20 protein-coding genes and 1 pseudogene are annotated in these 23,421 nt (G+C 68.9%); 13 read left to right on the forward strand and 8 right to left on the reverse strand.

Annotated features, from left to right (window positions below; genetic code table 11):
* Positions 1–100 precede the first annotated feature (100 nt).
* On the forward strand, positions 101–2,953 hold the full coding sequence (locus tag EAO75_RS23585; protein ID WP_147998036.1) for a DEAD/DEAH box helicase: 2,853 nt from the start codon (positions 101–103) through the stop codon (positions 2,951–2,953).
* 69 nt (positions 2,954–3,022) lie between these two features.
* On the opposite strand, the gene helR is transcribed toward EAO75_RS23585, so the two are convergent.
* Both helR and EAO75_RS23595 read right to left on the reverse strand, forming a co-directional pair.
* Positions 3,023–5,206 (reverse strand): RNA polymerase recycling motor ATPase HelR, encoded by a 2,184-nt coding sequence (gene helR, locus EAO75_RS23590; RefSeq protein ID WP_147997040.1) that lies wholly within the window; start codon positions 5,204–5,206, stop codon positions 3,023–3,025.
* A 129-nt stretch (positions 5,207–5,335) separates the two neighbouring features.
* Positions 5,336–6,565, reverse strand: coding sequence for a glycosyltransferase (locus EAO75_RS23595; RefSeq protein ID WP_222723989.1), 1,230 nt, complete (start codon positions 6,563–6,565; stop codon positions 5,336–5,338).
* Positions 6,566–6,729: 164 nt separating this feature from the next.
* Between EAO75_RS23595 and EAO75_RS23600 the strand changes: the two are divergent.
* The 6 genes and pseudogenes from EAO75_RS23600 to EAO75_RS23625 all read left to right on the forward strand — a co-directional run.
* Positions 6,730–6,893, forward strand: a pseudogene (locus EAO75_RS23600) (TetR/AcrR family transcriptional regulator); the annotation flags it as partial.
* Between the two features lie 333 nt (positions 6,894–7,226).
* Positions 7,227–8,825, forward strand: coding sequence for a sensor histidine kinase (locus EAO75_RS23605; RefSeq protein ID WP_147997042.1), 1,599 nt, complete (start codon positions 7,227–7,229; stop codon positions 8,823–8,825).
* Entirely contained in the window at positions 8,822–9,229 is a 408-nt protein-coding gene (locus EAO75_RS23610; RefSeq protein ID WP_147997043.1) for a roadblock/LC7 domain-containing protein, read from the forward strand. Before EAO75_RS23605 ends, EAO75_RS23610 begins: the two co-directional genes overlap by 4 nt.
* Complete coding sequence (locus tag EAO75_RS23615; protein ID WP_147997044.1) at positions 9,226–9,627, forward strand: DUF742 domain-containing protein; 402 nt, start codon at positions 9,226–9,228, stop codon at positions 9,625–9,627. The genes EAO75_RS23610 and EAO75_RS23615 overlap by 4 nt, the downstream gene beginning before the upstream one ends.
* Positions 9,608–10,228, forward strand: a complete 621-nt coding sequence (locus tag EAO75_RS23620) for a GTP-binding protein (RefSeq protein ID WP_147997045.1) — start codon at positions 9,608–9,610, stop codon at positions 10,226–10,228. The genes EAO75_RS23615 and EAO75_RS23620 overlap by 20 nt, the downstream gene beginning before the upstream one ends.
* 61 nt (positions 10,229–10,289) lie before the next feature.
* On the forward strand, positions 10,290–11,774 hold the full coding sequence (locus tag EAO75_RS23625; protein ID WP_147997046.1) for a cytochrome P450: 1,485 nt from the start codon (positions 10,290–10,292) through the stop codon (positions 11,772–11,774).
* Between the two features lie 19 nt (positions 11,775–11,793).
* On the opposite strand, the gene EAO75_RS23630 is transcribed toward EAO75_RS23625, so the two are convergent.
* Positions 11,794–12,735, reverse strand: coding sequence for an RluA family pseudouridine synthase (locus EAO75_RS23630; RefSeq protein WP_147997047.1), 942 nt, complete (start codon positions 12,733–12,735; stop codon positions 11,794–11,796).
* A gap of 470 nt (positions 12,736–13,205) precedes the next feature.
* On the opposite strand from EAO75_RS23630, the gene EAO75_RS23635 reads away from it, so the two are divergent.
* Both EAO75_RS23635 and EAO75_RS23640 read left to right on the forward strand, forming a co-directional pair.
* A complete protein-coding gene (locus tag EAO75_RS23635; RefSeq protein WP_147997048.1) occupies positions 13,206–14,078 on the forward strand; it encodes a terpene synthase family protein in 873 nt (290 codons plus the stop codon).
* 78 nt (positions 14,079–14,156) lie between these two features.
* Positions 14,157–15,500: a cytochrome P450 gene (locus EAO75_RS23640; RefSeq protein ID WP_147997049.1), complete on the forward strand. Its 1,344-nt coding sequence runs from the start codon at positions 14,157–14,159 to the stop codon at positions 15,498–15,500.
* Positions 15,501–15,712: 212 nt separating this feature from the next.
* Here the strand turns inward: EAO75_RS23640 and EAO75_RS23645 are convergent, their stop codons facing one another.
* Positions 15,713–16,330: a TetR/AcrR family transcriptional regulator gene (locus EAO75_RS23645; protein WP_261989389.1), complete on the reverse strand. Its 618-nt coding sequence runs from the start codon at positions 16,328–16,330 to the stop codon at positions 15,713–15,715.
* Between the two features lie 58 nt (positions 16,331–16,388).
* On the opposite strand from EAO75_RS23645, the gene EAO75_RS23650 reads away from it, so the two are divergent.
* A complete protein-coding gene (locus EAO75_RS23650) occupies positions 16,389–16,880 on the forward strand; it encodes a DUF1453 domain-containing protein (protein ID WP_261989390.1) in 492 nt (163 codons plus the stop codon).
* Positions 16,881–16,941: 61 nt separating this feature from the next.
* Here EAO75_RS23650 and EAO75_RS23655 read toward each other — a convergent pair whose 3' ends face one another.
* Positions 16,942–17,823: an IS5 family transposase gene (locus tag EAO75_RS23655; protein ID WP_147997050.1), complete on the reverse strand. Its 882-nt coding sequence runs from the start codon at positions 17,821–17,823 to the stop codon at positions 16,942–16,944.
* A 159-nt stretch (positions 17,824–17,982) separates the two neighbouring features.
* Positions 17,983–18,540 (reverse strand): hypothetical protein, encoded by a 558-nt coding sequence (locus EAO75_RS23660; protein WP_410092473.1) that lies wholly within the window; start codon positions 18,538–18,540, stop codon positions 17,983–17,985.
* Positions 18,541–18,626: 86 nt separating this feature from the next.
* On the opposite strand from EAO75_RS23660, the gene EAO75_RS23665 reads away from it, so the two are divergent.
* The 3 genes from EAO75_RS23665 (at position 18,627) to EAO75_RS23675 (ending at position 21,239) form a co-directional block, all read left to right on the forward strand.
* Entirely contained in the window at positions 18,627–19,250 is a 624-nt protein-coding gene (locus EAO75_RS23665) for a PadR family transcriptional regulator (protein ID WP_187284556.1), read from the forward strand.
* Positions 19,251–19,416: 166 nt separating this feature from the next.
* Positions 19,417–20,466: an ATP-binding cassette domain-containing protein gene (locus EAO75_RS23670; protein WP_147997051.1), complete on the forward strand. Its 1,050-nt coding sequence runs from the start codon at positions 19,417–19,419 to the stop codon at positions 20,464–20,466.
* Positions 20,463–21,239, forward strand: a complete 777-nt coding sequence (locus tag EAO75_RS23675) for an ABC transporter permease (RefSeq protein ID WP_147997052.1) — start codon at positions 20,463–20,465, stop codon at positions 21,237–21,239. Before EAO75_RS23670 ends, EAO75_RS23675 begins: the two co-directional genes overlap by 4 nt.
* Positions 21,240–21,321: 82 nt before the next feature.
* Here EAO75_RS23675 and EAO75_RS23680 read toward each other — a convergent pair whose 3' ends face one another.
* Positions 21,322–22,167, reverse strand: a complete 846-nt coding sequence (locus EAO75_RS23680) for a siderophore-interacting protein (RefSeq protein WP_147997053.1) — start codon at positions 22,165–22,167, stop codon at positions 21,322–21,324.
* Between the two features lie 170 nt (positions 22,168–22,337).
* Positions 22,338–23,267, reverse strand: a complete 930-nt coding sequence (locus EAO75_RS23685; protein ID WP_261989460.1) for a 5'-3' exonuclease — start codon at positions 23,265–23,267, stop codon at positions 22,338–22,340.
* Between the last annotated feature and the right edge of the window lie 154 nt (positions 23,268–23,421).

Raw genomic sequence — 23,421 nt, forward strand, 5'->3', positions numbered from 1 at the left:
GGGGACAGCGGCCGGGGCGCCTACGGGGCGCACCCGGCCGCTTCCGCTTCGCGGTCGTGAGCTGCGCGGATCCCGGGTCCGCGGGGTGCCGATCCGGATAATGATCGTCCTGTTGTCAGTGGGGCCCGGTACGCTCGAAAGCACGATGACAGAGGACCTCTCACCGGCCGAGCGGTATGCGGCAGCACGCACGCGCGCTGCCGAGCAGGCCACCGCACTCGCCTCCTTCCGCGAGATGTACGACTTCGGCCTCGACCCCTTCCAGATCGAGGCGTGCCAGGCACTCGAAGCGGGGAAGGGCGTGCTGGTGGCCGCCCCCACCGGCTCCGGCAAGACGATCGTGGGCGAGTTCGCCGTCCACCTCGCCCTGATGCAGGGCAAGAAGTGCTTCTACACGACACCCATCAAGGCGCTGTCGAACCAGAAGTACGCCGACCTGTGCCGCCGTTACGGGGACGGCATGGTCGGTCTGCTCACCGGCGACAACAGCATCAACTCCGAGGCCCCGGTGGTCGTGATGACGACCGAGGTGCTGCGGAACATGCTGTACGCCGGGTCGCAGACCCTCCTCGGCCTCGGCTATGTGGTCATGGACGAGGTGCACTACCTCTCCGACCGCTTCCGTGGCGCCGTATGGGAAGAGGTGATCATCCACCTCCCCGAGTCGGTCACCCTCGTCTCGCTGTCGGCGACCGTGTCCAACGCAGAGGAGTTCGGCGACTGGCTCGACACCGTCCGCGGCGACACCGAGGTCATCGTCTCCGAGCACCGGCCCGTGCCGCTGTTCCAGCACGTGCTCGCCGGACGCCGGATGTACGACCTGTTCGAGGAGGGCGAGGGCAGCAAGAAGGCCGTCAACCCCGACCTCGCGCGGCTGGCCCGGATGGAGGCCCAGCGGCCGTCGTACCAGGACCGCAGACGCGGCCGCGCCATGCGCGAGGCCGACCGGGAGCGGGAGCGCAGACAGCGCTCGCGGGTGTGGACGCCGGGGCGGCCCGAAGTCATCGAACGGCTCGACGCCGAGGGGCTGCTGCCCGCCATCACCTTCATCTTCAGCCGCGCCGCGTGCGAGGCCGCCGTCCAGCAGTGCCTGCACGCGGGACTGCGGCTGAACGACGAGGAGGCGCGGGAGAAGGTCCGTGCCCTCGTCGAGGAGCGCACCGCGTCCATCCCGACCGAGGATCTGCACGTCCTCGGGTACTACGAGTGGCTGGAGGGCCTGGAGCGCGGCATAGCCGCCCACCACGCGGGCATGCTGCCGACCTTCAAGGAGGTCGTCGAGGAGCTGTTCGTCCGCGGCCTGGTGAAGGCCGTGTTCGCCACGGAGACGCTGGCGCTGGGCATCAACATGCCGGCCCGGTCGGTGGTGTTGGAGAAGCTCGTCAAGTGGAACGGCGAGCAGCACGCCGACATCACGCCGGGCGAGTACACCCAGCTGACCGGTCGGGCGGGCCGCCGAGGCATCGATGTCGAGGGCCACGCCGTGGTGCTGTGGCAGCGCGGCATGAGCCCCGAGCACCTCGCGGGCCTGGCCGGCACCCGCACCTATCCGCTGCGCTCCAGCTTCAAGCCGTCGTACAACATGGCGGTCAATCTGGTCGAGCAGTTCGGCCGGCACCGCTCGCGCGAGCTGCTGGAGACGTCGTTCGCGCAGTTCCAGGCCGACAAGTCGGTCGTCGGGATCTCCCGTCAGGTGCAGCGCAACGAGGAGGGGCTGGCCGGCTACAAGGAGTCCATGACCTGCCACCTCGGGGACTTCGAGGAGTACGCGGGCCTGCGCCGCGAACTGAAGGACCGCGAGAACGAGTTGGCCAAGCAGGGGGCAGTGGAGCGGCGCGCGGAGGCCGCGGTCGCTCTGGAGAAGCTCAAGCCGGGCGACGTCATCCATGTGCCGACCGGCAAGTACGCCGGGCTCGCGCTGGTGCTCGACCCGGGGCTGCCGGCCGGCCGCTCCAACGGCCACCGCGGCTTCGAGCACCACGACGGGCCGCGCCCGCTGGTCCTGACCGCCGAGCGGCAGGTCAAGCGGCTGGCGTCGATGGACTTCCCGGTGCCCGTCGAGGCGTTGGAGCGGATGCGGATCCCGAAGTCCTTCAATCCGCGCTCCCCGCAGTCCCGTCGGGACCTGGCGTCCGCGCTGCGCACCAAGGCCGGGCACATTTCGCCGGACCGGCACCGCAAGCGGCGTTCCCAGGCCGCGGACGACCGGGAGATCGACCGGCTGCGCAAGGCGATCCGGGCACACCCCTGCCACGGCTGCAACGACCGTGAGGACCACGCCCGTTGGGCCGAGCGCTATCACCGGCTGACGCGGGACACCTCGCAGCTGGAGCGCCGTATCGAAGGCCGTACGAACACGATCGCCCGCACCTTCGACCGCATCGTCGCGCTGCTGACCGAGCTGGACTATCTGCGTGGCGACGAGGTGACCGAGCACGGCAAGCGCCTCGCGCGGCTGTACGGCGAACTCGACCTGCTGGCCAGTGAGTGCGTGCGTGAGCGGGTGTGGGAGGGGCTCAGCCCGGCCGAACTGGCCGCCTGTGTCTCGGCGTTGGTGTTCGAGTCGCGGGCCGGGGACGATGCGATGGCCCCGAAGCTGCCGTCGGGCAAGGCCAAGGCCGCGCTGGGTGAGATGGTGCGGATCTGGGGCCGGCTGGACGCTCTGGAGGAGGACTTCCGGATCACCCAGACCGAGGGCGTCGGGCAGCGTGAACCCGATCTGGGCTTTGCCTGGGCTGCCTATATGTGGGCCAGCGGCAAGGGGCTGGATGAGGTGCTGCGGGAGGCGGAGATGCCTGCCGGGGACTTTGTGCGGTGGTGCAAGCAGGTGATTGATGTGCTGGGGCAGATCTCGGCGGCGTCTCCTGGGGAGGGCTCGACCGTGGGGAAGAGTGCGCGCAAGGCCGTTGACGGGTTGCTGCGGGGGGTTGTGGCCTACTCGTCGGTCGGGTGATCGTCGGACGGTGGGCGCGGGTGCGTTGCGGCTGGTCGCGCAGCTCCCCGCGCCCCTGCGGGCGTGCGCTCAGCTGAGGATGATCAGTTGCTGCGTCGCCCGTGTCATCGCCACATAGCGGTCCACCGCGCCCTCGATGCCCTCGCCGAAGGTCTCCGGGTTCACCAGCACGACCAAGTCGAACTCCAACCCCTTCGACAGCTCCGGGGTCAGGGACTGGACCCGGTCCGTCGGGCGGAACTCGGGGGCGCCGATGACGCAGGCGGTTCCCTCGGCGTGTGTCGCCAGCCAGCCGTCGAGGATCGGGTCGAGGTCTGACACCGGCCCGTGCAGGACGGGTACGCCGCCACTGCGGATGGACGTCGGCACGTTGGCGTCGGGGAGTGCGGCGCGGATGACCGGCTCGGCCTCCGTCATGATCTCTTCCGGCGTCCGGTAGTTGATGTTCAGAGAGGCAAGCTCGATCCGGTCGATCCCGATCCGTTCGAGCCGTTCCCGCCAGGACTCCGTGAAGCCGTGTCTGGCCTGGGCACGGTCCCCGACGATGGTGAAGCTCCGTGACGGGCATCGCAGGAGCAGCATCTGCCACTGCGCGTCGGTCAGTTCCTGGGCCTCGTCGACGACGATGTGCGCGAACGGGCCGGCCAGCCGGTCCGGGTCGATCACGGTCAGCTCGGACTCGTCGACCAGGCTGACCTGGGCGTCCTGGCCGCGCAGCATGATGACCAGGCCCTCGCCGTCGTCGAGGTCGGCGCCGGAGTTCGCCGTGGCCTCGATCAGGTTGTCGACGACCTGCGTCATACGCTCGCGCTGGGCGGCGAGGATGCCCTGGTGCCGGCGCCTGAGTCGGGCTGCATCCGGGTCGCCGAGCCGCTGCCGTGCCGCGTCCAGGACCGGCAGGTCGGACACCGTCCAGGCCTGCGCGTCCGCTCGCTGGAGCCGCTGGACCTCCTCGCGGCTGAGCCAGGGAGCGCACATCCGCAGATAGGCCGGGACCGTCCACAGGTCGCCGACCAGGTCGGCCGCCTCCAGCAGCGGCCACGACTTGTCGAAGGCCGTCAGCAGCTGCCGGTTCTGCGACAGCGACTTGCGGACCAGCTCGGGCGAGATCTCGCCGGCGTCGCCCGAGGCGTCCTCCTCGTGCTTGTCGACCAGGATCGTGAGCAGTTCCTCCCAGACCTGGTCGCGGGCCTCGTTGTGCGGCGTACCGGGCTCGGCCGCGTCGAACGCCACCGCCCAGTCCGCGGCGCTCAGCCGCACGTCGGACCAGTGGGTCGTGACCGTCATGCCCTTGGCCGGCGGCTCCTCGTAGAAGCGGACGGCCTTCTCGATCGCCTTCACGAGGTCCGCGGACGACTTCAGACGGGCCACCTCCGGGTCGGCCTCGACGGCCGCCGTGGCTCCCTCGGGGACGAGATCCCGCAGAATGCAGGTCTGCACGCCCTCCTCGCCCAGGCTCGGCAGCACGTCGGAGACATAGGCCAGATACGGCCGGTGCGGGCCGACGAACAGCACGCCGCCCCTGCGCTGATCGAGCCGTGGGTCGGAATACAGCAGGTAGGCGGAGCGGTGCAGGGCGACGACGGTCTTGCCCGTGCCCGGGCCGCCGTCGACGACGAGCGCCCCGCGGGATCCCGCGCGGATGATGGCGTCCTGGTCGGCCTGGATGGTTCCGAGCACGTCCCGCATCCTGGGGGAGCGGTTGCTGCCCAGGCTCGCGATGAACGCGGACTGGTCGTCGAGCGCGGCATGCCCGGCGAACCCGTCCGAGGCGAACATCTCGTCCCAGTAGTCGCTGATCCGGCCCTCGGTCCAGCGGTATCTGCGGCGGCTGGCCAGGCCCATCGGGTTGGCGTGGGTCGCGCCGAAGAACGGCTCGGCCGCGGGGGAGCGCCAGTCGACCAGCAGTCGACGGCCCGTGCTGTCGGTCAGGCCGAGCCGTCCGACGTACAGGGGCTCGGAGCTGTCCGCGCCGACCATGTGTCCGAGGCACAGGTCCAGGCCGAAGCGGCGCAGGGTGCGCAGGCGAGCGGTCAGTCGGTGGACCTCGTTGTCGCGGTCCATCGCCTCCCGGCCCAAGCCACCCGGTGCCTTGCGCGCGGCGGCGAGGCGGTCGGTCAGCTCGGCGATCGACTGCTGGAGGCACTCCGCTATCGCGGCGAACTGCCGCTCGTCGGCGGCGATCAGTGCCGGGTCGGCCTTGGGGGAGAGGCGTTCGGGAAGGTCGAAAGCGCTGGTGGTCAGGGGGTTCACGGCTTGGCTCCGTAGGTAGGTCATGGGCGGCCTTGGCGTGCGGCGAACCGTCCGCGTCCGCGTGGTTCAGGCGGACGCGGACGGCCCGCGCGGCTCACGTCGACGAGGACGGTCTCGTGCTCGCGTGGTTCACGCGGACACGGACGGTTCGCCTCGGCCGACCGCGTCGAGCAGCAGCCGTGCGGCGACCTCTGCCCCGTCGCCGCGGATCGTGGCCGCCGCGGCGGTCGCTCGCGCGTGGGTGTCGGGCGCCAGGGCCGTGCCGAGCGCGGCCGACAGGGACGCGAAGGTCGGGGTCGGGCCGTCGTGCGCCGCGCCGATGCCCAGTTCGGCCACGCGGCCGGCCCAGTACGGCTGATCCGCCAGCTGAGGCACCACCACCTGGGGCGCGCCGGCCAGGGCGGCCGTCGTGGTGGTGCCCGCGCCGCCGTGGTGGACGACGGCGGCCACCCGGCGGAACAGCGCCTGATGGTTGACCTCACCGACGACGAAGCAGTCGTCCCGGCCCTCCAGCAGGGCCAGGTCCGCCCAGCCGCGGGCCAGGACGGCACGGCGGCCCTGCGCGCGCACCGCCTCGACGGCCACCTCGGCGACGTCCGCCGACGCGTGCATGGGCATACTGCCGAAGCCCACGTACACCGGCGGCGCGCCGACGTCCAGGTACGCCACCAACTCGGCCGGGAGCGGACGTTCGTCCGGCACGGTCCAGGCGCCGGTCTGTACGACGTCGAAGTCCGCCGGCTCCTGCCACGGGTCCAGGAACGGGTCCGTCGCGAGCCACGGCCGGTCGCCGATGACGTAGTCGCGGAGGCTGTCGACCGGGGACAGGCCGATCGACGCCCGGTGGGTGTTGACCGCCTCGCCGAACAGCGCGTCGATACTGCGGGCGTCCAGGTCCCACAGCGCCCGGTTGTCGGTCACCTCCGGCGGGTGCGGCCGGCCCGGATAGGCCAGCGGCGGGCGGTGCGGTGAGGGCAGGGTGAGCTGCTGGAAGGTCACGGACTCGGCGTGGATGCCGAGCTTCTCCGCGATGGACAGCGCGCCGGCCGTTGCCGACGGCACGCCGGTCGCCACCAGCGCATCGCAGCCCTCGGCCGCCTCGGTGACCGCCTCGAACTGCGCGGCGACGATCTGGGCCGCGCGCTGCGGCAGGGTCGACGCGGGCGGCGCCGCCTTGGTCAGCGCACGCGCCGACGGGCCCACCGCCACCATCTCCACGCCGACGCCGGCCAGCCGACGCGCGAAGTCCTCGTCCGGTGGTGCGCACACCCGCACTTGAGCGCCGAGCGCCCGTAGCCGCAGCGCCAGCGCCACCAGTGGTTCGACGTCCCCCCGTGACCCGTAGGTCGACAACAACACACGCACTTCGTGACTCCTGTTTCCGCAGCTCCTGGCCTTATGACCGGAGATTCTGCGGCATGACGGGGGCCTTGCCGCAAGCCCCCCGGTGCGCTATAAGTTAAGAGTGGCGAGGAGCGGGTGAGCTCCTTGCCTTTCTTGTTTCTCCGGCCTCGACGGCGCGGGCCGTGCCGTGCGGCGGTTCGCACGATCCCGGCGGGCTGTGCCTGCTTCCCGAGGGCGCGCCGAGCGCTTGGCCGACTTCCACGCCGTCCGCGCCGAACTCAAGGACGCCGACCGCCAGTTGCCCGCCGCCACGGCCGCGGTCGGCGCGCTCGCCAAGAGCGAGCGGGGAGCGAGCCCCTGCGGGCGCTCGCCGGGATCCGATCTTCACCCGTCACGGTGAGTAGTCTTCGCACATTCATGCGCCGTAACGCACTGTGTGCGAATACAACCTGAGCGTATAAATGGAGCCGAGCGTACTCCTGTCGTACGCCCCATTTCAGGTGCTTGCTGAATATGACACAGCGATGATCCGGTCGGACTAAGCTCGCCCGCGGCGCACCGAGTTGAGACGTATTCGCGCGTTTGTTCCCGAACATGCAGAAGATTCCGACATACCCATGAAGTACCCCACTGCAAGCTCCCCCTACACCCACCCGATTCGTTTCAGAGGGCCCACATGGTGAGCGTTCAATCCCCGCCCAGTCGCCGTGAACTCCCGTACACACGTGTGCTGTTGCTGCCGGCCATAGTGATGGCCGCGGCGATCGGCTCCGCCCTCGCCCTGGTGGCGGGACCGGCCCGGACGGCCGTCGGTGTGTGCGGCGCCGTGGCCATGCTGCTGGTGCTGGCAGTCGCGGCCGAAGCCGCGCGCCGCGGCCGCGCCCTGCGCGACCTGCGGGCCGACCACGCCCGTCACACCGCGTATCTGGAACGGCGTGTCGCCGCCCACGGCGAGGAGATGACTCGCCTCGCCAGGGAGATCACGCCCGCCGCGATCCACCGGCTGCGCTGTGGCAGTTCCCCCTATGAGGTGATGCGCGACCTTGCCGAGCTCGACCCGTCGTACGCCCAACTTCCCCCGGCTCAGGTCGAGTTGGTGAAGTCGATGGTCGACATCGTCGACCACGAGGAAGCCCTGCGCGACTCCGCCCAACGTTCCTTCGTCAGCATTGCCCGCCGTGTGCAGGCGATCGTCCACCAACAGGCCGTGGAACTCCGGGAGATGGAGGAGGACCACGGCCGCAACCCCGAGGTCTTCGACGACCTGTTGCGCATCGACCACGGCACCATGCTGATCGGCCGCCTCGCCGACTCCATCTCCGTGCTCGGCGGCGGCCGCCCGGGCCGGCAGTGGCCCGAGCCCGTACCGCTGTACAGCGTGCTTCGGGGCGCCATGTCCCGGATCCTGGAGTACCGCCGCATCAGTCTGGACTCCATCGTCAAGGTCAACATCGCCGGTATCTCCGTGGAGCCGATCATCCACGCCGCCGCCGAACTCCTCGACAACGCCACGCGCTACTCGCCGCCGCAGACCAAGGTGCACGTGACCGCCACCGAGGTGCAGACCGGTGTCGCGATCGAGATCGAGGACGCCGGTGTCAGCCTCAGCGAGGAGGCCCGCGCCAGGGTCGAGGGCATGCTCGAGCGTGCCAAGCAGGGCACCGACCTCCAGGACCTCGTAGAGTCCCCGCGCCTGGGCCTGGCCGTCGTCGGTCGCCTGTGCACGGCGTTCAACATGCAGGTCTCGCTGCGGTCCTCCGCGTACGGCGGCGTCCGTGCCGTCCTCGTGGTGCCGCGCGACATGATGACCACCGACCCCGCGCCAGGACTCGCCCACGGCATCGGCGCCGGGGCGGCGCCCAAGGCCGACGACCCCGACGCGCTCGAAGGCCCCAAGCGCGCCCCCAAGAAGCGGCGCCCCACCAGCCCGAAGATCCCCGCCGGACTCTCCATGGAGGACGACGTCCCCGTCGTCACCGAATGGACCGCGGGCGGTCTGCCCCAGCGCCGCAGCCGGGTCAAGACCCCGCTCAGTAAGCGACTGGCGGAGCAGGCGGCCATCGAGCAGGCCGAACGGGAGGGCCGGCCGACCATCTGGTCGACGCACAAGCCCGATCCCGAGCCCGAACCCGAGCCGGCTGAGGACGAGCCCGCCCCCGGAGCGTGGGTCGAGGCGTTCTGGAACGGACTCAAGGACAAGCCCGACCCGCTCACACTCCAACCGCGAACCCAACCGGCCCGCGCCGAGGCCGACGACGAGGGGGACCTCAAGTGATCCAGCAGCGCGCCAACTTCGACTGGATGCTCAAGGAGCTCCACGACGGCGTACCGGGCATCCAGATGATCGTGGTGCTCTCCGCTGACGGTCTGCGCATCGCCCGCTACGGCGGCGACCCGGACACCGCGGACCGCGTCGCCGCTGCCTGCGCCGGCCTGCAGAGCCTGGCGAGCGCGGTCGCCTCGGAGATCCCGAAGAGCGACGGCAAGATGAAGATGGTCCTCATCGAGATCCACGGCGGCTACTTCTATCTGATGGCCGCCGGCGCCAACGCCTATCTCGCCGTCCTCTCCGACACGTTCGCCGAACCCGGCCGGATGAGCAACCGCATGTCCGACCTCGTCGCCCGCATCGGTGCCCATCTCACCAGTCCGCCCCGGCGCAACGGGCAGACCGTATGACTCCTCCGCAACGCCAGCGGCGATTCCCGAAGCAACAACCGCCTCCGCCGCCCGCCAAACCCGGAAATCAGAAGCACCCGGAACGGCTCTTCGTGGTGGCCGGCCCGGACAGCGGTGAGCGTGACGCGGACATCGACCTCGTCACCTTAATCGTGGCGCGCGCCGAACCCCCGCCCTCCGCCACACCGGAACAGTCGGCGCTGCTCCGGCTCTGTACCACCCCTCTGTCCGTGGTCGAGCTCTCGGCCTATCTCAACCTGCCGTTCAGCATGATGACGGTCGTGCTCACCGACATGCTGACGACCGGGCTGGTGACGGCGCGCGTCCCGATCGTGCGCCAGGCCGTCGCCGACCGTTCAATTCTCGAAGCGGTGATGCATGGACTTCAAAGGCTCTGAAATCATCCCCGGTCCACGGACCGAGGACCAGCTGCCGCACACGGCCGAGGCCGCGGTCAAGATCGTGATCGTGGGCGGGTTCGGCGTCGGCAAGACGACCATGGTCGGCTCGGTGAGCGAGATCAGGCCGCTGACCACCGAAGAGACCATGACGCAAGCGGGCGTCGGCGTCGACGACAACTTCGGCTCGGACACCAAGACGGCCACCACCGTCGCGATGGACTTCGGCCGCATCAGCATCACCGAGCAGCTTGTGCTGTACCTCTTCGGCACGCCCGGCCAGGAGCGCTTCTGGTTTCTGTGGAACGGGTTGTTCGACGGCGCCCTGGGCGCGGTCGTACTCATCGACACCCGCCGCCTCGAGGTCAGCTTCGATGTCATGGGGAGGCTGGAGGAGCGTGGCGTGCCCTTCGTGGTGGCCGTCAACACCTTCCCGGACGCGCCCCGTTACCCCGCCTCCGAACTCCGAACGGCGCTCGACCTGCCCGAGGAGATCCCCATCATCGAGTGCGACGTACGTCGCCGGGCCTCCAGCCGGGATGTCCTGATGACGCTGATGCACTTCTTGCATTCGCTGGCGACGGCGAAAGCGCCGGCGTGAGCCACCACCCCCATCACCTTCTCCTGTACACCGGATTCAATTCAGCTTCGGAGCGACCATCGTGACGCCTGAACCTCTTTCCCCGATCGGTACGGACGAGCCCACGGCCACCCCGCCCCCCGGCTGCCCCGCGCATGGCATCGGCCCAGGCGGGCTACGCCGGTTGTACGGCCCCGATGCGGAGGACCTGGGAGCCGTGTACGAGAAGCTCCGTGCCGAGCATGGTCCCGTGGCTCCCGCGCTACTGCATGAGGACGTGCCGATCTGGGTGGTGCTCGGCCACGCCGAGAACATGCACACCGTGCGCACCCCGTCGCAGTTCTCCCGTGACACCCGGTTGTGGACCGCTCTGCAGGACGGCTCGATCAAGCCCGATCACCCGCTCATGCCGATCCTCGCCTGGCAGCCCATCTGCTGCCACGCCGAGGGTGACGAGCACCTGCGGCTGCGCGGCGCGGTCACCGGCGCCATGTCGACCATCGACCACCGGGGCATCCGCCGCTACATCAACCGCGCGACCCAGGACCTCGTCAACAAGTTCTGCGAGCAGGGCGGGGCCGATCTGGTGAGCCAGTTCGCCGAGCATCTGCCGATGGCGGTGATGTGCGAGATCCTCGGCATGCCGGAGGAGTACAACGACCGGATCGTGCAGGCCGCCCGCGACATGCTCAAGGGCACTGAGACCGCCATCGCCAGCAACGCGTACATCATGGACGCCCTGATGCGGCTCACCGCCCGGCGCCGGGCCGAACCCATGGAGGACTTCACCAGCCACCTGATCAACCACCCGGCGCGGCTCACCGACGAGGAGGTCGGCCAGCACCTGCGCGTCGTCATGATCGTCTCGTACGAGGCCACCGCCAACCTGCTCGCCAACGTACTGCGAGTGGTACTCACCGACCCGCGGTTCCGCGCCCAGCTCAAGGGCGGTCAGATGACGGTGCCCGAGGCGGTCGAGCAGTCCCTGTGGGACGAGCCGCCGTTCAGCACCATTTTCCCCTACATCGCCAAGCAGGAGACCGAGCTGGGCGGCCAGCGCATCGGCAAGGGCGACGGCCTCATCTTCGGAATCGCGCCGGGGAATGTCGACCCGCGTGTCCGCCCGGACCTCAAGGCCAACATGCAGGGCAACCGCTCGCACCTCGCGTTCGGAGGCGGCCCTCACGAGTGCCCGGGCCAGGACATCGGCCGCGCCATCGCCGACGTCGGCGTCGACGCGCTGCTGGCCCGGCTCCCGGACGTCCAACTCGCTTGCGACGAACATGAGCTGCGCTGGCGGGCGTCCATCTCGAACCGGCACCTGGTGGAACTGCCAGTGAAGTTTGCGCCACAGCCCCAGCAGGACGTCATGCAGCAGCCCTCCGCCCATCCGGTGCCGCAGCAACGCGCGACCAACTGGCAGGCCGGCTCGCCGCAGCCGCAGCCGCAGCCGCAGCCCCAGCCCACGGCTGCGGAGCCCGCTGCTCCGACGCCGGTGGTGACGCCCGAACCGGCCCGCCGGCCAGGTATGTTCCGGCGCCTCCTGCGTTGGTGGCGCGGCGACTGAGCCGACCGGGCACCAGGGGTTACTCGGCCCACTCGTCGTAGGACGACCAGGCCCGCAGTCCTCGCGGGCTGACGAACCGGTGCTCGCGCCCCGTGAACGGATCGGTGAACTCCAGCGCCCGCGCCAGCAGTTGGAGCGGACGCCGGAAGTCACCCGCCGCCACGGGGTCGGTCACCACGGGATAGAGGGGATCGCCGAGGATCGGCACCCCCAAGGTGCTCATGTGCACCCGTAGTTGGTGCGTCTGCCCGGTACSSGGTGWCAGCCGGTACCGGGCACGTCCGTCGCGGTGGTCCAGCAACTCGACCTGGCTGACGGCGTTGGGCTCACCCTCGACCTCGCGGGCGGCAAGGACCCCGCGCTCCTTGACGATCCGGCTGCGCACAGTGATCGGCAGGGTCAGCTCCGGGTCGTACCGGGCCACCGCCTCGTACTCCTTCGCCACCTGCCTGTCGCTGAACAGCGACTGGTACGCGCCGCGCTCCTCGGGCCGCACGGTGAACAGCACCAGCCCGGCCGTCAGCCGGTCCAGACGATGTGCCGCGCCAAGTGCGGGGATTCCCAGCTCCCGCCGCAGCCGCGCCAGGGCCGTCTCGGTCAGGTGGCTGCCGCGTGGCGTGGTGGCCAGGAAGTGAGGCTTGTCGGCGACCACGACATGCTCGTCCCGGTAGACGATGTCGATCGCGAACGGCACCCGTTCCTCGTCGGGCAACTCGCGGTGGAACCACACGTACATCCCCGGCACGTACACCATGTCCCGCGGTACCGGACGCCCGGCRGCGTCCACGATCTGCCCCTCGTCGAGCATGCTGTCGATCACCCCGGCCCCGGCTGCCAGCCGCGCCACGAGATGATCCCGCACGGTCACCCATGCGTCCCCGGCCGGCAAGCGCACACGTACGGGATCCACCCCGTCGCGCTGCGGCAGGGGAGAGGGCGGGGGCGGAGTGCGGCGTCTCATCAGGATCAAGCGTACGAGGGGCACACCTGCGGGCTGCATGGGGAACCGTGCGCGCCGCGCTCACGGACAGGGGGGAACGGGTGGCGGGAATGTGGTACCGACACGGGGACCACGGGCGTGAAGGAACGAGTTACCCCACGCTGGTCATCACCTCTGCGCTCCGGCTCACTGCCACTGGCACCGGCGCACGAGCACGTTCAAGGGTGCATGCGGTAAACCGGCCATACTTGGTGCTTTCGCGATCGCCTTTGTACCTCTCCATACCCACGGACAATCGCCTGGTCCGGGTGAAACTCTCAATCCCTGGAGGAGTACCGCGGAACCGGTTCTCGGATTCCTCGGCAAATCCTTGGAAGAACAAGTCCAGGTGCCGGTTCAGCCGTCCGTGCAGCGCTGGTGAGAGCCTTTCCCTGACGCAGACACCGGGCGGCCGGAAGCGGCTGGATGCAGGCTACGGGCGCTTTGTTGCCTTGACCTACCCGGAAGCCTCATTCCGTGATCTCTGCCTGTGCGCGGAATGGCTCTTCTTCACCTTCATCCTGGACGACTTGCACACGTTGAGGGTCTATGACACTCCGGAAGCCTGGGCTCCGGTCCACCGACGCCTGATGGACATCATCAACACCGGCGAAGACCCTGCCCCTGTGCGAGAGCGAACGCCCTTCACCAAGGCGCTCACGGATCTTTCCATCCGTACTGGAGAAAGGCTCTCACCAGCGCTGCACGGACGGCTGAACCGGCACCTGGACTTGTTCTTCCAAGGATTTGCCGAGGAATCCGAGAACCGGTTCCGCGGTACTCCTCCAGGGATTGAGAGTTTCACCCGGACCAGGCGATTGTCCGTGGGTATGGAGTTCGGCTTCGACTTGGTCGAACTCAGTCTGAGCACGGAGGTGCCGGATGACATATACGAAACGGGCCTGKTCCGGGAGATGGTCGAAGCCGCGAGCGATGTGGTCGCCTGGCAGAACGATCTGCATTCTGTTCACCTCGACAACAAGCGTGGAGATTTCCACAACGTCGTCATCGTCATGCAGCATGCCGCGGGAATCTCGCTGCAGGAAGCCATCAAATCGTCCGTTGCCAAGGTGCAGAGGCGAGTGGAGGACTTCCTGGCCGCCGAAGAGCAGCTCTTGCCCTTCTTGGCGAGTCATGCGGTGCGGCCCGGAGACCGCGAAGACATTCTGAAGGTCACCGCCGGAATGCGACAGTGGACGAATGGATGTCTGGAGTGGTACAGGAACACCACCCGTTACGCCATCCCCACCACCGCGGGCGAGTCGGATCAACAGCATGACTACCTGCAGGTGCTGCTCCCGAGCCAGGAGCGTGCATGGGTCTAGACGCGGTTGACCGGTGAGTAATGGCTTGAAGCGCAGTCCCGCCAGCATCCTGGGATCGGCAAGAAGGGTCAACACATCATGGCAACSGACCATACGGGCATCACACACGCACCAGGGGCACTGCCGATCGTCGGGCATCTGTTTCCCCTGCTCCGTGACCCGCTGGGTTTCCTGAACACTCTCCCCTCGCACGGCGATCTGGTGCAAATCAGGTTAGGTCCACAAAGGGCCGTCGTTGTCTGCCGACCTGAACTCGTCCAGCAGGTCCTCCTGAATGACCGCATATACGACAAGGGCGGGCCCATCATCGACAGGGTCGGAAATGCGCTCGGGAACGGCATTGCCTCCTGCCCTCACAGTGCTCACCGACGGCAGCGGCGCAGCCTGCAGCCGGCCTTCTCTCGCACTTGCCTGCGTGAATACGCCACGATCATGGCCGAGGAAATAGATACGCTCAGAACCGCATGGAGCGACGGGCGGGCCATCGACGTAGCCACGCAGATGTACACGCTCGCGAGTGGCACCATTGGTCGAACGCTCTTCACGGCTGAAGCGGCACGACCCGCTATAGACACCGTCACGGAATGCCTTCCGGATATCTTCCGGGGCATCTACCAGCAGGCAGTCCTCCCGCCTTTGCTGCGCCGTCTGCCTCTTCCCTCGAACCGGCGCTACGAGCGGGCTCGCAATCGGGCATGGGCCGCGGTCAGCAAGACCATCGGCCTGTACCGGCAGGACAGTCAGACCCACGGCGATGTGCTGTCGATGCTCCTGGAGGCACGTGACGACGACGGAGGTAGCCTCAGCGATGCCGAGATCCACGCTCAGATCATGACCTTGCTCGTCGCCGGCATCGATACCACTGCAGTGGCCCTCACCTGGGCTGTCCATCTGCTGTGTCAGTACCCCGATGTCCAAGAGCGATTGCGTACCGAGACAGCCGAGGTTCTCGGTAGCAGAACCGCCACCTGGGATGATCTCCCGCGGCTCGACCTGGCGAGCARGGTCATCACCGAGACGCTGCGCCTCTACCCTCCTGGATGGATCTTCACTCGTACGACCACCGCCGAAGCCAGGCTGGCGGACGCCGTGATCCCCCCCGAAACCAACATCATCTACAGCCCGTATCTCATCCATCACGACGAGCGGTTCCATCCGCGCCCCGACTCCTTCGACCCCGACCGATGGCTACCGGAGCGTGAACCCGTGCGGGGCGCCCTCATCCCGTTCGGCGGAGGTGCACGCAAATGCATCGGCGACAACTATGCGATGACCCTGGCGACACTGGCCCTGTCCACGATCGTGACCCAGTGGCGACTCTCGCATGTCGACCATCAACTGCCGCACGTCGAACCTCGCATGACTCTGAGCCCTCACAAGATGCAGGCCCGAGTGGAGTGTCTGGTGCGAGCGTCCGACTAGGCCCTGTCCGGTGGGTCAGACCGTCGCGCGAGTGGCGATCGGCCGACCGGGACTTGACCCTCATGCCAGGCGGCTTGGACACATATGGTCGACGCCAAGCGCGCTGAGGCCGCGCTGCCCGTCCCTAGCGAGGGGAGAGCAAGGCTGGCGCGCTGCCGGGCAGCATCGCACCGCGATCCTGCGGCGTGCGGGCTGAACGCGTTGCCCGGAGGTCAGTTGCCGGCTTTGAGGGCGTCCAGGTGCCGCCGCAGTACCTGCCGGAGCCGCTTCGGCGGATAGCGGTCCGGCAGCAGTGTCGCCTGGAGGGTGAGTCCGTCGAGGAGGGCGGCCAGGCGCGTGCTTTCCAGCTCGACGTCCGTGTCAGCCGGCAGCCCGCCGGCGTACCAGGCTTCGTGCAGCACGCGCGACATCAGGGTTTGCAGGTCGGCCTGCATCTCGGCTGCGCAGGGCAGCAGTTCGGGGCGGGTGTGTGCTGCGGCGGTGAAGGCGAGCCAGAGCGCGGCCTCCTGGCGGCGGGCCTCGTCCAGCGGGAGGAACTCGGCCAGGAGCTCTTCTGTCGCGGCCCGGCGGTCGGTGCCCCTGTCGGGAGCCAGGAGTCGCTCGGCGTGGGTGCGGATGCGGTCGCCGATGCGCCGGCTCAGCTCCCTCATCGTGAAGGTCATCAACTCGTCGTGGTCGGCGAAGTAGTGGCGGACCGACCCGATGGCGAGTCCGGCTTCATCGGCGACGTTGCGCAGCGACGCATGCTCCAGTCCCTGCCGGGCGGCGACGGACAGGACAGCCTGCGCCACCGCCCTGCGGCGGGCTGCGGGATCGACGATCTTTGGCACATTGCCGTTATAGCACGACCGGGCTAACATCATTTTTTAGCTCAGTTGTGCCATAAAGATGGGTGGTATCTACGTGAACCCCTGGCTGCTCGCCGCGATCATCGCGGTGGTCGTGATCGCAGTCGTGATCAAACGGATGATCGGTGAACCGGTCAACACAAGGGACCTCTTCGTCGCCCCCGCGATCCTGACCGGGATCGGCGTCCTGTCCCTCGTCAAGATGACGGATCTGACCGGCACCGACCTCACCTGGGTCATCACGGGCGCCGCCCTCGGCGCGGCACTCGGCGCATTCCGCGGCGCCACCGTTCAACTCGTCGACAAGGGAGGCGTCCTGTGGCAGCGGTATACGGGCCGCACCTTCCTCGCCGTGATCGGCACCCTGGCGATCACGGCTGGCTTCAGCATCCTGGCGGTGAAGATGGGCATGCACGAGAACGCACGACCCGTTCAGCTCTCCATAGGCGTGAGCTTCCTAGGCGAGTCCCTCATCGTCGGCCGCCGCGGCATGGCTTCGGGAATCCCCTTCGCCCCGTCACGAACTCGCTGACGCATTGCCATATCCCGAGCTCGCACATGTCGGACTCGCTCGGCTGGCACCGTCCGACAGGTCATGAGCGGAGCCAGAGGCGAATGGCAGCGACGGTCACGGTGCCGTGGAAGATGTACGCCCGCTTGTCGAATCGGGTGGCTACAGCCCGGAAGCCCTTGAGCGCGTTGATCGTTCGCTCGACTTCGTTTCGACGCTTGTAGATCGTCTTGTTGAAGCCGGTGGGCCGGCCGCCCGCGCTACCACGGCGCCGGCGGTTGACCCGCTGATCCTTGCGCTCGGGAATCGTGTGCTTGATCTGCCGACGCCGCAGATACCGGCGATTCCGGCGGGACGAATACGCCTTGTCGCCACCCAGGTGATCGGGGCGCGTGCGCGGATGACCGCCGGCCGGACGTGGGACACGGATGCGTTCGAGGACCGGGATCAGCTGCGGAGCATCGCCCCACTGGCCTGGTGTGATGACGAACGCGAGAGGACGTCGACCGCCCTCACCGGCCAGATGGATCTTGCAGGTCAGCCCGCCACGGGAGCGGCCCAGGGCCTCATCTGAACGATGTTGAACAGGTCGTCCGCGTCGTCTAGGAATACGCGGCGCGGCCGTGCGGGCGCCCGCGGCATGCTGATGGGCGCGGCAGGAGGTCGAGTCCACGCTGACCATGCTCCAGTCGATCCGGCCTTCAGTATCGGCATCGGCTTGGACGGCCCGCAGGATCCTCTCCCACGTGCCGTCCGCCGACCACCTGCGATGCCTGTCGTGCACTGTCTTCCATCTGCCGAACCGTGCTGGCAGATCACGCCACGGGATACCGGTCCGCTGCCGGAAGAGAATGCCGTTGATCACCTTGCGATGGCTCTTCCAACGCCCGCCTCGTCCCGCGTTCTTCGGCAGGTGCGGCTCCAGCCGAGCCCACTCCAGATCCGACAGATCACCCCGCCCCATACCGGCCGGAACGATGTGAATGCTGGCCTGGTCACGCGACCCATCGGACAGTGCCTAGGCGCCTTCTGACGGCTCTGGTCGGGTGGGTGGTTCAGCATCGGCGCGGGGCAGGCGCGTCTCGTCCTGCCCCCGCCGCCCGTGGCCAGGCGAGGTTGACGGTCATGAAGAGGCCGTACAGGAGGCACCAGCAGGGGGCCGGTGACCATCGCGTACGTCGGCAGTAGCAGGGTGGCCGGCCGCGAGGACGCCGGCCGCCACGGCGGGCGCGCTGGGCATGCCGGTGCAGCCCGCCGAGCACGAGCAGGCCGTCGGCATGCCGGCGGCGCCCGATGCGGTGAGGATGGTGCGGGGTGCGGTGCGGCGTGGATGTCGCGTCTCCTCGCTCATCTCGCCGGCGCTGTCGAAGCCGATCATCACGTAGGCCGCCGTGAACGAGCCGACCAGCAGTGCGCCCAACCGGCTGGACTGGTCGGCGCCTTCGGTGTGGAGGGTGATACCGGGGGAGCGCTCGGAGTAGGTCGGCAGCAAGACGATGATCAGCGCCGCGTCGATGATCGCGGCGATCACATCGGCCCGGTTCATCAGCCAGAGCACGCGGTTGTCCATCGGGTTCACGAGCGTGGTGAGGGCCGGCAGGACCACGCCGGGAACGGCCGCGTCGGCGGCGCCGTCCGCCGAGGTCGGCGTGGCGTCGGTGTCCTCCTGCGAACGCCCCATCGGAACGCGATATGTCGTGTCTGTTGACGCGCCTGCTGCGCTCGCGATATATTCTGCCACGGATATTCGGAAGCGAGGTGTTCACCGTGGCGAGGAAGCGACGCAAGCTCACCAACCCCTTGGCGCTCGCCGTGATGACAACCCTCTGGCAGAAGCCCATGCATCCGTACGAGATCGCCCAGACCCTGCGCCAGCAGGGGAAGGACGCCAGTACGAAGATCAACTACGGGTCGCTGTACACCGTCGTGCAGAACCTCGAGAAGCACGGCTTCGTCGAGGTGACCGGTGTGGAGCGCCAGGGCAACCGCCCCGAGCGCACGATCTACGGCCTCACGGAGGCCGGGCGCGAGGAGATGGCCGAGTGGCTGTCCGACCTGCTCGCCGTCCCGGCGAAGGAGTACCCGATCTTCGAGACGGCGCTCTCGCTGATGGCGGCGCTGCCTCCCGACGAGGTGGTGCGGCTGCTGGAGATGCGCCTGAGTTCGCTGGAGGTGCAGGTGGCCGGCGGCCGGGGCGCCCTGGAGAAGCTCTGCGAAACGCTGCCGAGGCTGTTCCTCGTCGAGGTCGAATATCAACTGCACATGGTCGAGGCGCAGGCGGAGTGGGTCGGAGGTCTCCTCGAGGAGATCAAGAAGGGCTCTCTGCCGGGCGTCGAGGCGTGGCGGCATTTCCATGAAACGGGGGAGTTGCCGGCCGAGTTCACATCATGAGAAGGACCCCGGCAGGGCTGTTGCAGCAGCTCCGCCGGGGTCGCGAACCCCGAAAACGGATCCACCGTGGGGCAGAACCGGGCGATCGAGGTGCGGCACACCCAGGATAGCCCGGCGCTCCTCACGCGGAACGATCACGTATCCGCTCACCAGGAGAGCAGTCGTCATGAGCAGTACCAGCCCTGACACCCGTGCGCCCGCAGTCGAGGCGCGCCAACTGATCAAGACCTACGGCGAGGTCACCGCCCTCAACGGCATGGACATCACCGTCGAACCCGGCACCGTCTTCGGCCTCCTCGGCCCCAACGGCGCCGGAAAGTCCACCACCGTCAAGATCCTCACCACCCTGGCCCGCCCCGACTCGGGCTCGGCCACGGTCGCCGGCCACGACGTGCTGCGCCACCCGGACCGGGTACGCCGCGCGATCGGAGTCGTCGCCCAGAACTCCGGTGCCGACCCGGTCGCCACCGGCCGTGAGAACCTCCGACTCCAGGGCCGGCTCTACGGCTTGAGCCGCGCCGACCTCGGCCGTCGCGTCGCCGAACTGCTCGACCGCTTCCGGCTCACCGACGCCGCCGACCGCCCGGTCAAGGGCTACTCCGGCGGCATGCGCCGCCGCCTCGACGTCGCCCTCGGCCTGGTACACCGGCCCGAGGTGCTCTTCCTGGACGAGCCCACCACCGGCCTCGACCCCGAGACCCGCGCCGCGATGTGGGACGAGATCGGGCGGCTGGCCGGCGAGGACGGCATGACCGTCCTGCTCACCACGCACTATCTGGAGGAGGCCGACCGGCTCGCCGAGCGCATCGCGATCGTCGACCGCGGCCGGATCGTCGTCACAGGCACCCCGGACGCCCTCAAGGGTGAACTCCGCGGCGACGCCGTCCATGTGGAACTGCGCAACGCGGTCGGGGAAGCAGGCCGCAAGATCCTCCGGGACGCTCTCGGCGGGCTGCCGGGTGTGCACGACGTGCTGGTCGACGGGCGTCGCGTCAGCGTCCGTGCCGACGAAGGCGCCGCCGCGATGCCCGCGCTCCTCGCCGCGCTCGAACGCGCCGGGGTCGGCGTAGCCACCGCGACCGTCGCCCGCCCGTCCCTCGACGACGTCTACCTCCGCTACGCCGGTCGCCGGTACTCCGAGGCGGAAGCCGAGGTCGAGGCCGACCTCGACAGGGGTGGGGACCTCGTCCTCGCCGCGGACGGAGGTGCGCGATGAGCACCGCGATCACCCAGACCTGGTACATGACGCAGCGTCAACTCATGGTCTTCGTACGGCAGCCGGCGTACGCGATCATCACGCTGATCCAACCGGTGATCTGGCTCTTCCTCTTCGGCAGCCTCTTCAAGAGGGTCGTCGAGCTCGGCGGCTTCGGCACCACCTCCTACCTCGACTACCTGGTGCCGGGCGTCGTCGTGATGAGCGCCCTCAGCTCCAACATGTGGGCGGGGATGACCACGCTCGACGAGATCCAGCGGGGCACCCTCAACCGGTTCCTGACCACCCCGGTCAGCCGGGCCGCGCTGATGAACGGCAACGTCGTCAACAACGGCCTGGTCACCGCCCTCCAGTCGGTCGTCATCGTGCTGCTCGGCCTGCTGGGCGGCGCCGACTACCCGGGCGGCATCGGCGGCATCGCCGTCCTGGTCATTGCCTCGGTCCTGCTCGGGACGATCTTCGGGGCGCTGTCCAACGCGCTGGGCATGCTGGTGCAGGAGCGCGAGTCGATCATCGGCATCAACACCTTCCTGCTGCTGCCGCTGACCTTCCTGTCCTCCGCCTTCATGGCACCGTCGCAGATGCCGGGCTGGATGCGGCACGTCGCCGACTTCAACCCGCTCAACTGGGCGATGGTCGCGGGCCGTTCGGCGATGTCCGACCACCCCGACTGGGGTGACGTGCTCACCCGGGGCGGTGGGCTGCTCGCGCTGGCGATCGCCGCCGTGTGGCTGTCCATACGGACGTTCCGGTCGTATCAGCGGTCGGTGTGAGGTCAGTTCGGACCATGAGTAAAGGGCGGCACCCGCAAGGTGCCGCCCCTACCGCCGTGCCGCGCCTACCGCCGTCCTTGGGCTACGCCGCCGGCGCCGCCCCCTCCTGCTCCGCCTCGATCCGCGCGTTCCAGTCCCGCTTGGACGCCTGCCAGCCGTCCTCGTTGTGGCCGAGCCGCCAGTAGCCGGAGATGGACAGGTCCTCCCGGGCGACGCTCCGTTCGACGCGCAGCAGTTGGCGCAGTTCCTTCACGAAGTGGGCCTCGCCGTGCACGAACGCGTGCACCCGGCCTTCGGGGAACTCCAGCGCCCGCACGGCCTCGACCAGCGCCTCGCCGACCGGGCGGGAGCCGCGGTGCAGCCAGATCACCTCCACGTCGGAGTCGATCTTCTGCTCCTCCTCGGGGCCGGCGATCTCCACAAAGGCGTACGCCGTGGCGCCGTCCGGCAGCGATTCCAGGGAGCGGGCGATCGCGGGCAGGGCGCTCTCGTCGCCGACGAGCAGATGCCAGTCGGCGTCCGGGTCGGGGGCGTAGGCGCCGCCGGGGCCCATGAAACGCACGATGTCGCCGGGCTCGGCGCGCATCGCCCACGGGCCGGCCAGACCCTCGTCGCCGTGCAGCACGAAGTCCAGTGTCAGTTCGCGGTGTTCGGGATCCCACGCCCGCACGGTGTACGTCCGCGTCACCGGCCACTGCTCGCGCGGCAGTTCCTCGCGGATGCGCTCCAGGTCGAAGGGCTCGGGATAGCTCACACCCGTGGGGGAGAACAGCATCTTCACGTAATGATCCGTGCAGGTGTCCGCCGCGAACTCGGCGAGCCCCTCACCGCCCAGCACCACACGCTGCATGTGCGGGGTCAGCCGTTCGGTACGGATGACCTGCGCGGAGTGGGGCTTCCGCGGCTTGCGGGCAGGGCGTAGTGCCATCACTGGCCTCCCTCGTTCCAAGCTTAGGTTTACCTAAGTTAGCACCTCCGCCTGGCGAACGCCGCTATGAACGTTCATGAAGTGGTGCATGTCGCGCACGCACGTAACGAATTCCCCATGTCACGAGCCCCATGCGCACGATCGGAACGCCCTTCACGCCCCCTGTACCGTCACGCGCCCAGCGTCACGAGCAGCCGCTGGAGTGACCCGCCCAGCCCCCAGCGCACCGCCAGTTCGTCCAGCCCTGCCGGATCCCGGGGCGTGTGCGGCAGTGCCGTGTCCACGTCGGGCAGCGGGACGTCCTGCGCGACCCGCACGACCTTCGGCGCGACGGCGACATACGGCCGTGCCTCGTCCAGTCGCTTGCGCTGCGAGGGGGTGAGCTTCGCCTTCGGATCGTCGACCGCGGCCATGATCCCGGCCAGGTCGCCGAACTCGGTGAGCAGCTTCGCCGCCGTCTTCTCGCCGATCCCGGGCACGCCCGGCAGGCCGTCGCTCGGGTCGCCGCGCAGCAGCGCCAGATCCACGTACCCACCGCCGTCGACGCCGTACTTCTCGCGCAGCCACGCCTCGTCGGTGAGCTGGAGGGTGCCGACGCCCTTGAGCGGGTACAGCACCCGCACCCCGCGCTCGTCGTCCACCAGCTGGTACAGGTCGCGGTCGCCGGTGACGATGTCGACCGGGCCCTTCGCCCGCGCGGTGAACGTGCCGATCACGTCGTCCGCCTCGTACCCCTCGACGCCCACGCGTGCGATGCCGAGCGCGTCGAGGACGGCCTCGATGACCGGCACCTGCGGCGACAGCGTGTCGGGCACCTCCTCCTCGTCCGGCCCCGCCGCGCGCTCCTCGGCGACCCGGTGTGCCTTGTAGGAGGGGATCAGCTCGACCCGCCACTGGGGCCGCCAGTCGGCGTCCATGCAGGCCACCAGTGCGTCGGGGCGGTGGTCCTTGACCAGGCGGTCGATGAAGTCGAGGAGCCCGCGCACGGCGTTCACCGGGGACCCGTCCGGGGCCTTCACGGAGTCCGGGACGCCGAAGTAGGCGCGGAAGTACAGCGAGGCGGTGTCGAGGAGCATCAGTCGTCCGGTCACGCCACGCATCATGCCGTACGGCACCGACAACGGCCCCTGTGTGAGCGTGCGGTCGCGATGTGTGGCGGGCCTGTGGCCTGGACCACTTGTGCGTTTGTGGGCGGGGAACCCGGGCAGGCGCGCAGCCGGAGCGACTCCCCATGCGCAACTGTTGCGCCAGTCG

Origin of the sequence: Streptomyces sp. UW30 (assembly GCF_008042075.1) — a bacterium.
Classification (GTDB): domain Bacteria; phylum Actinomycetota; class Actinomycetes; order Streptomycetales; family Streptomycetaceae; genus Streptomyces.

What these genes read in the sequence shown, in the direction of transcription:
- EAO75_RS23585 (WP_147998036.1), top strand. Translation starts at nt 101, where the DNA reads ATGATCGTCCTGTTGTCAGTGGGGCCCGGTACGCTCGAAAGCACGATG.
- EAO75_RS23605 (WP_147997042.1), top strand. Translation starts at nt 7,227, where the DNA reads ATGGTGAGCGTTCAATCCCCGCCCAGTCGCCGTGAACTCCCGTACACA.
- EAO75_RS23615 (WP_147997044.1), top strand. Translation starts at nt 9,226, where the DNA reads ATGACTCCTCCGCAACGCCAGCGGCGATTCCCGAAGCAACAACCGCCT.
- EAO75_RS23620 (WP_147997045.1), top strand. Translation starts at nt 9,608, where the DNA reads ATGGACTTCAAAGGCTCTGAAATCATCCCCGGTCCACGGACCGAGGAC.
- EAO75_RS23650 (WP_261989390.1), top strand. Translation starts at nt 16,389, where the DNA reads ATGGGTGGTATCTACGTGAACCCCTGGCTGCTCGCCGCGATCATCGCG.
- EAO75_RS23655 (WP_147997050.1), bottom strand. Translation starts at nt 17,823, where the DNA reads ATGGGGCGGGGTGATCTGTCGGATCTGGAGTGGGCTCGGCTGGAGCCG.
- EAO75_RS23660 (WP_410092473.1), bottom strand. Translation starts at nt 18,540, where the DNA reads ATGGGGCGTTCGCAGGAGGACACCGACGCCACGCCGACCTCGGCGGAC.
- EAO75_RS23670 (WP_147997051.1), top strand. Translation starts at nt 19,417, where the DNA reads ATGAGCAGTACCAGCCCTGACACCCGTGCGCCCGCAGTCGAGGCGCGC.
- EAO75_RS23675 (WP_147997052.1), top strand. Translation starts at nt 20,463, where the DNA reads ATGAGCACCGCGATCACCCAGACCTGGTACATGACGCAGCGTCAACTC.
- EAO75_RS23680 (WP_147997053.1), bottom strand. Translation starts at nt 22,167, where the DNA reads ATGGCACTACGCCCTGCCCGCAAGCCGCGGAAGCCCCACTCCGCGCAG.
- EAO75_RS23685 (WP_261989460.1), bottom strand. Translation starts at nt 23,267, where the DNA reads ATGCGTGGCGTGACCGGACGACTGATGCTCCTCGACACCGCCTCGCTG.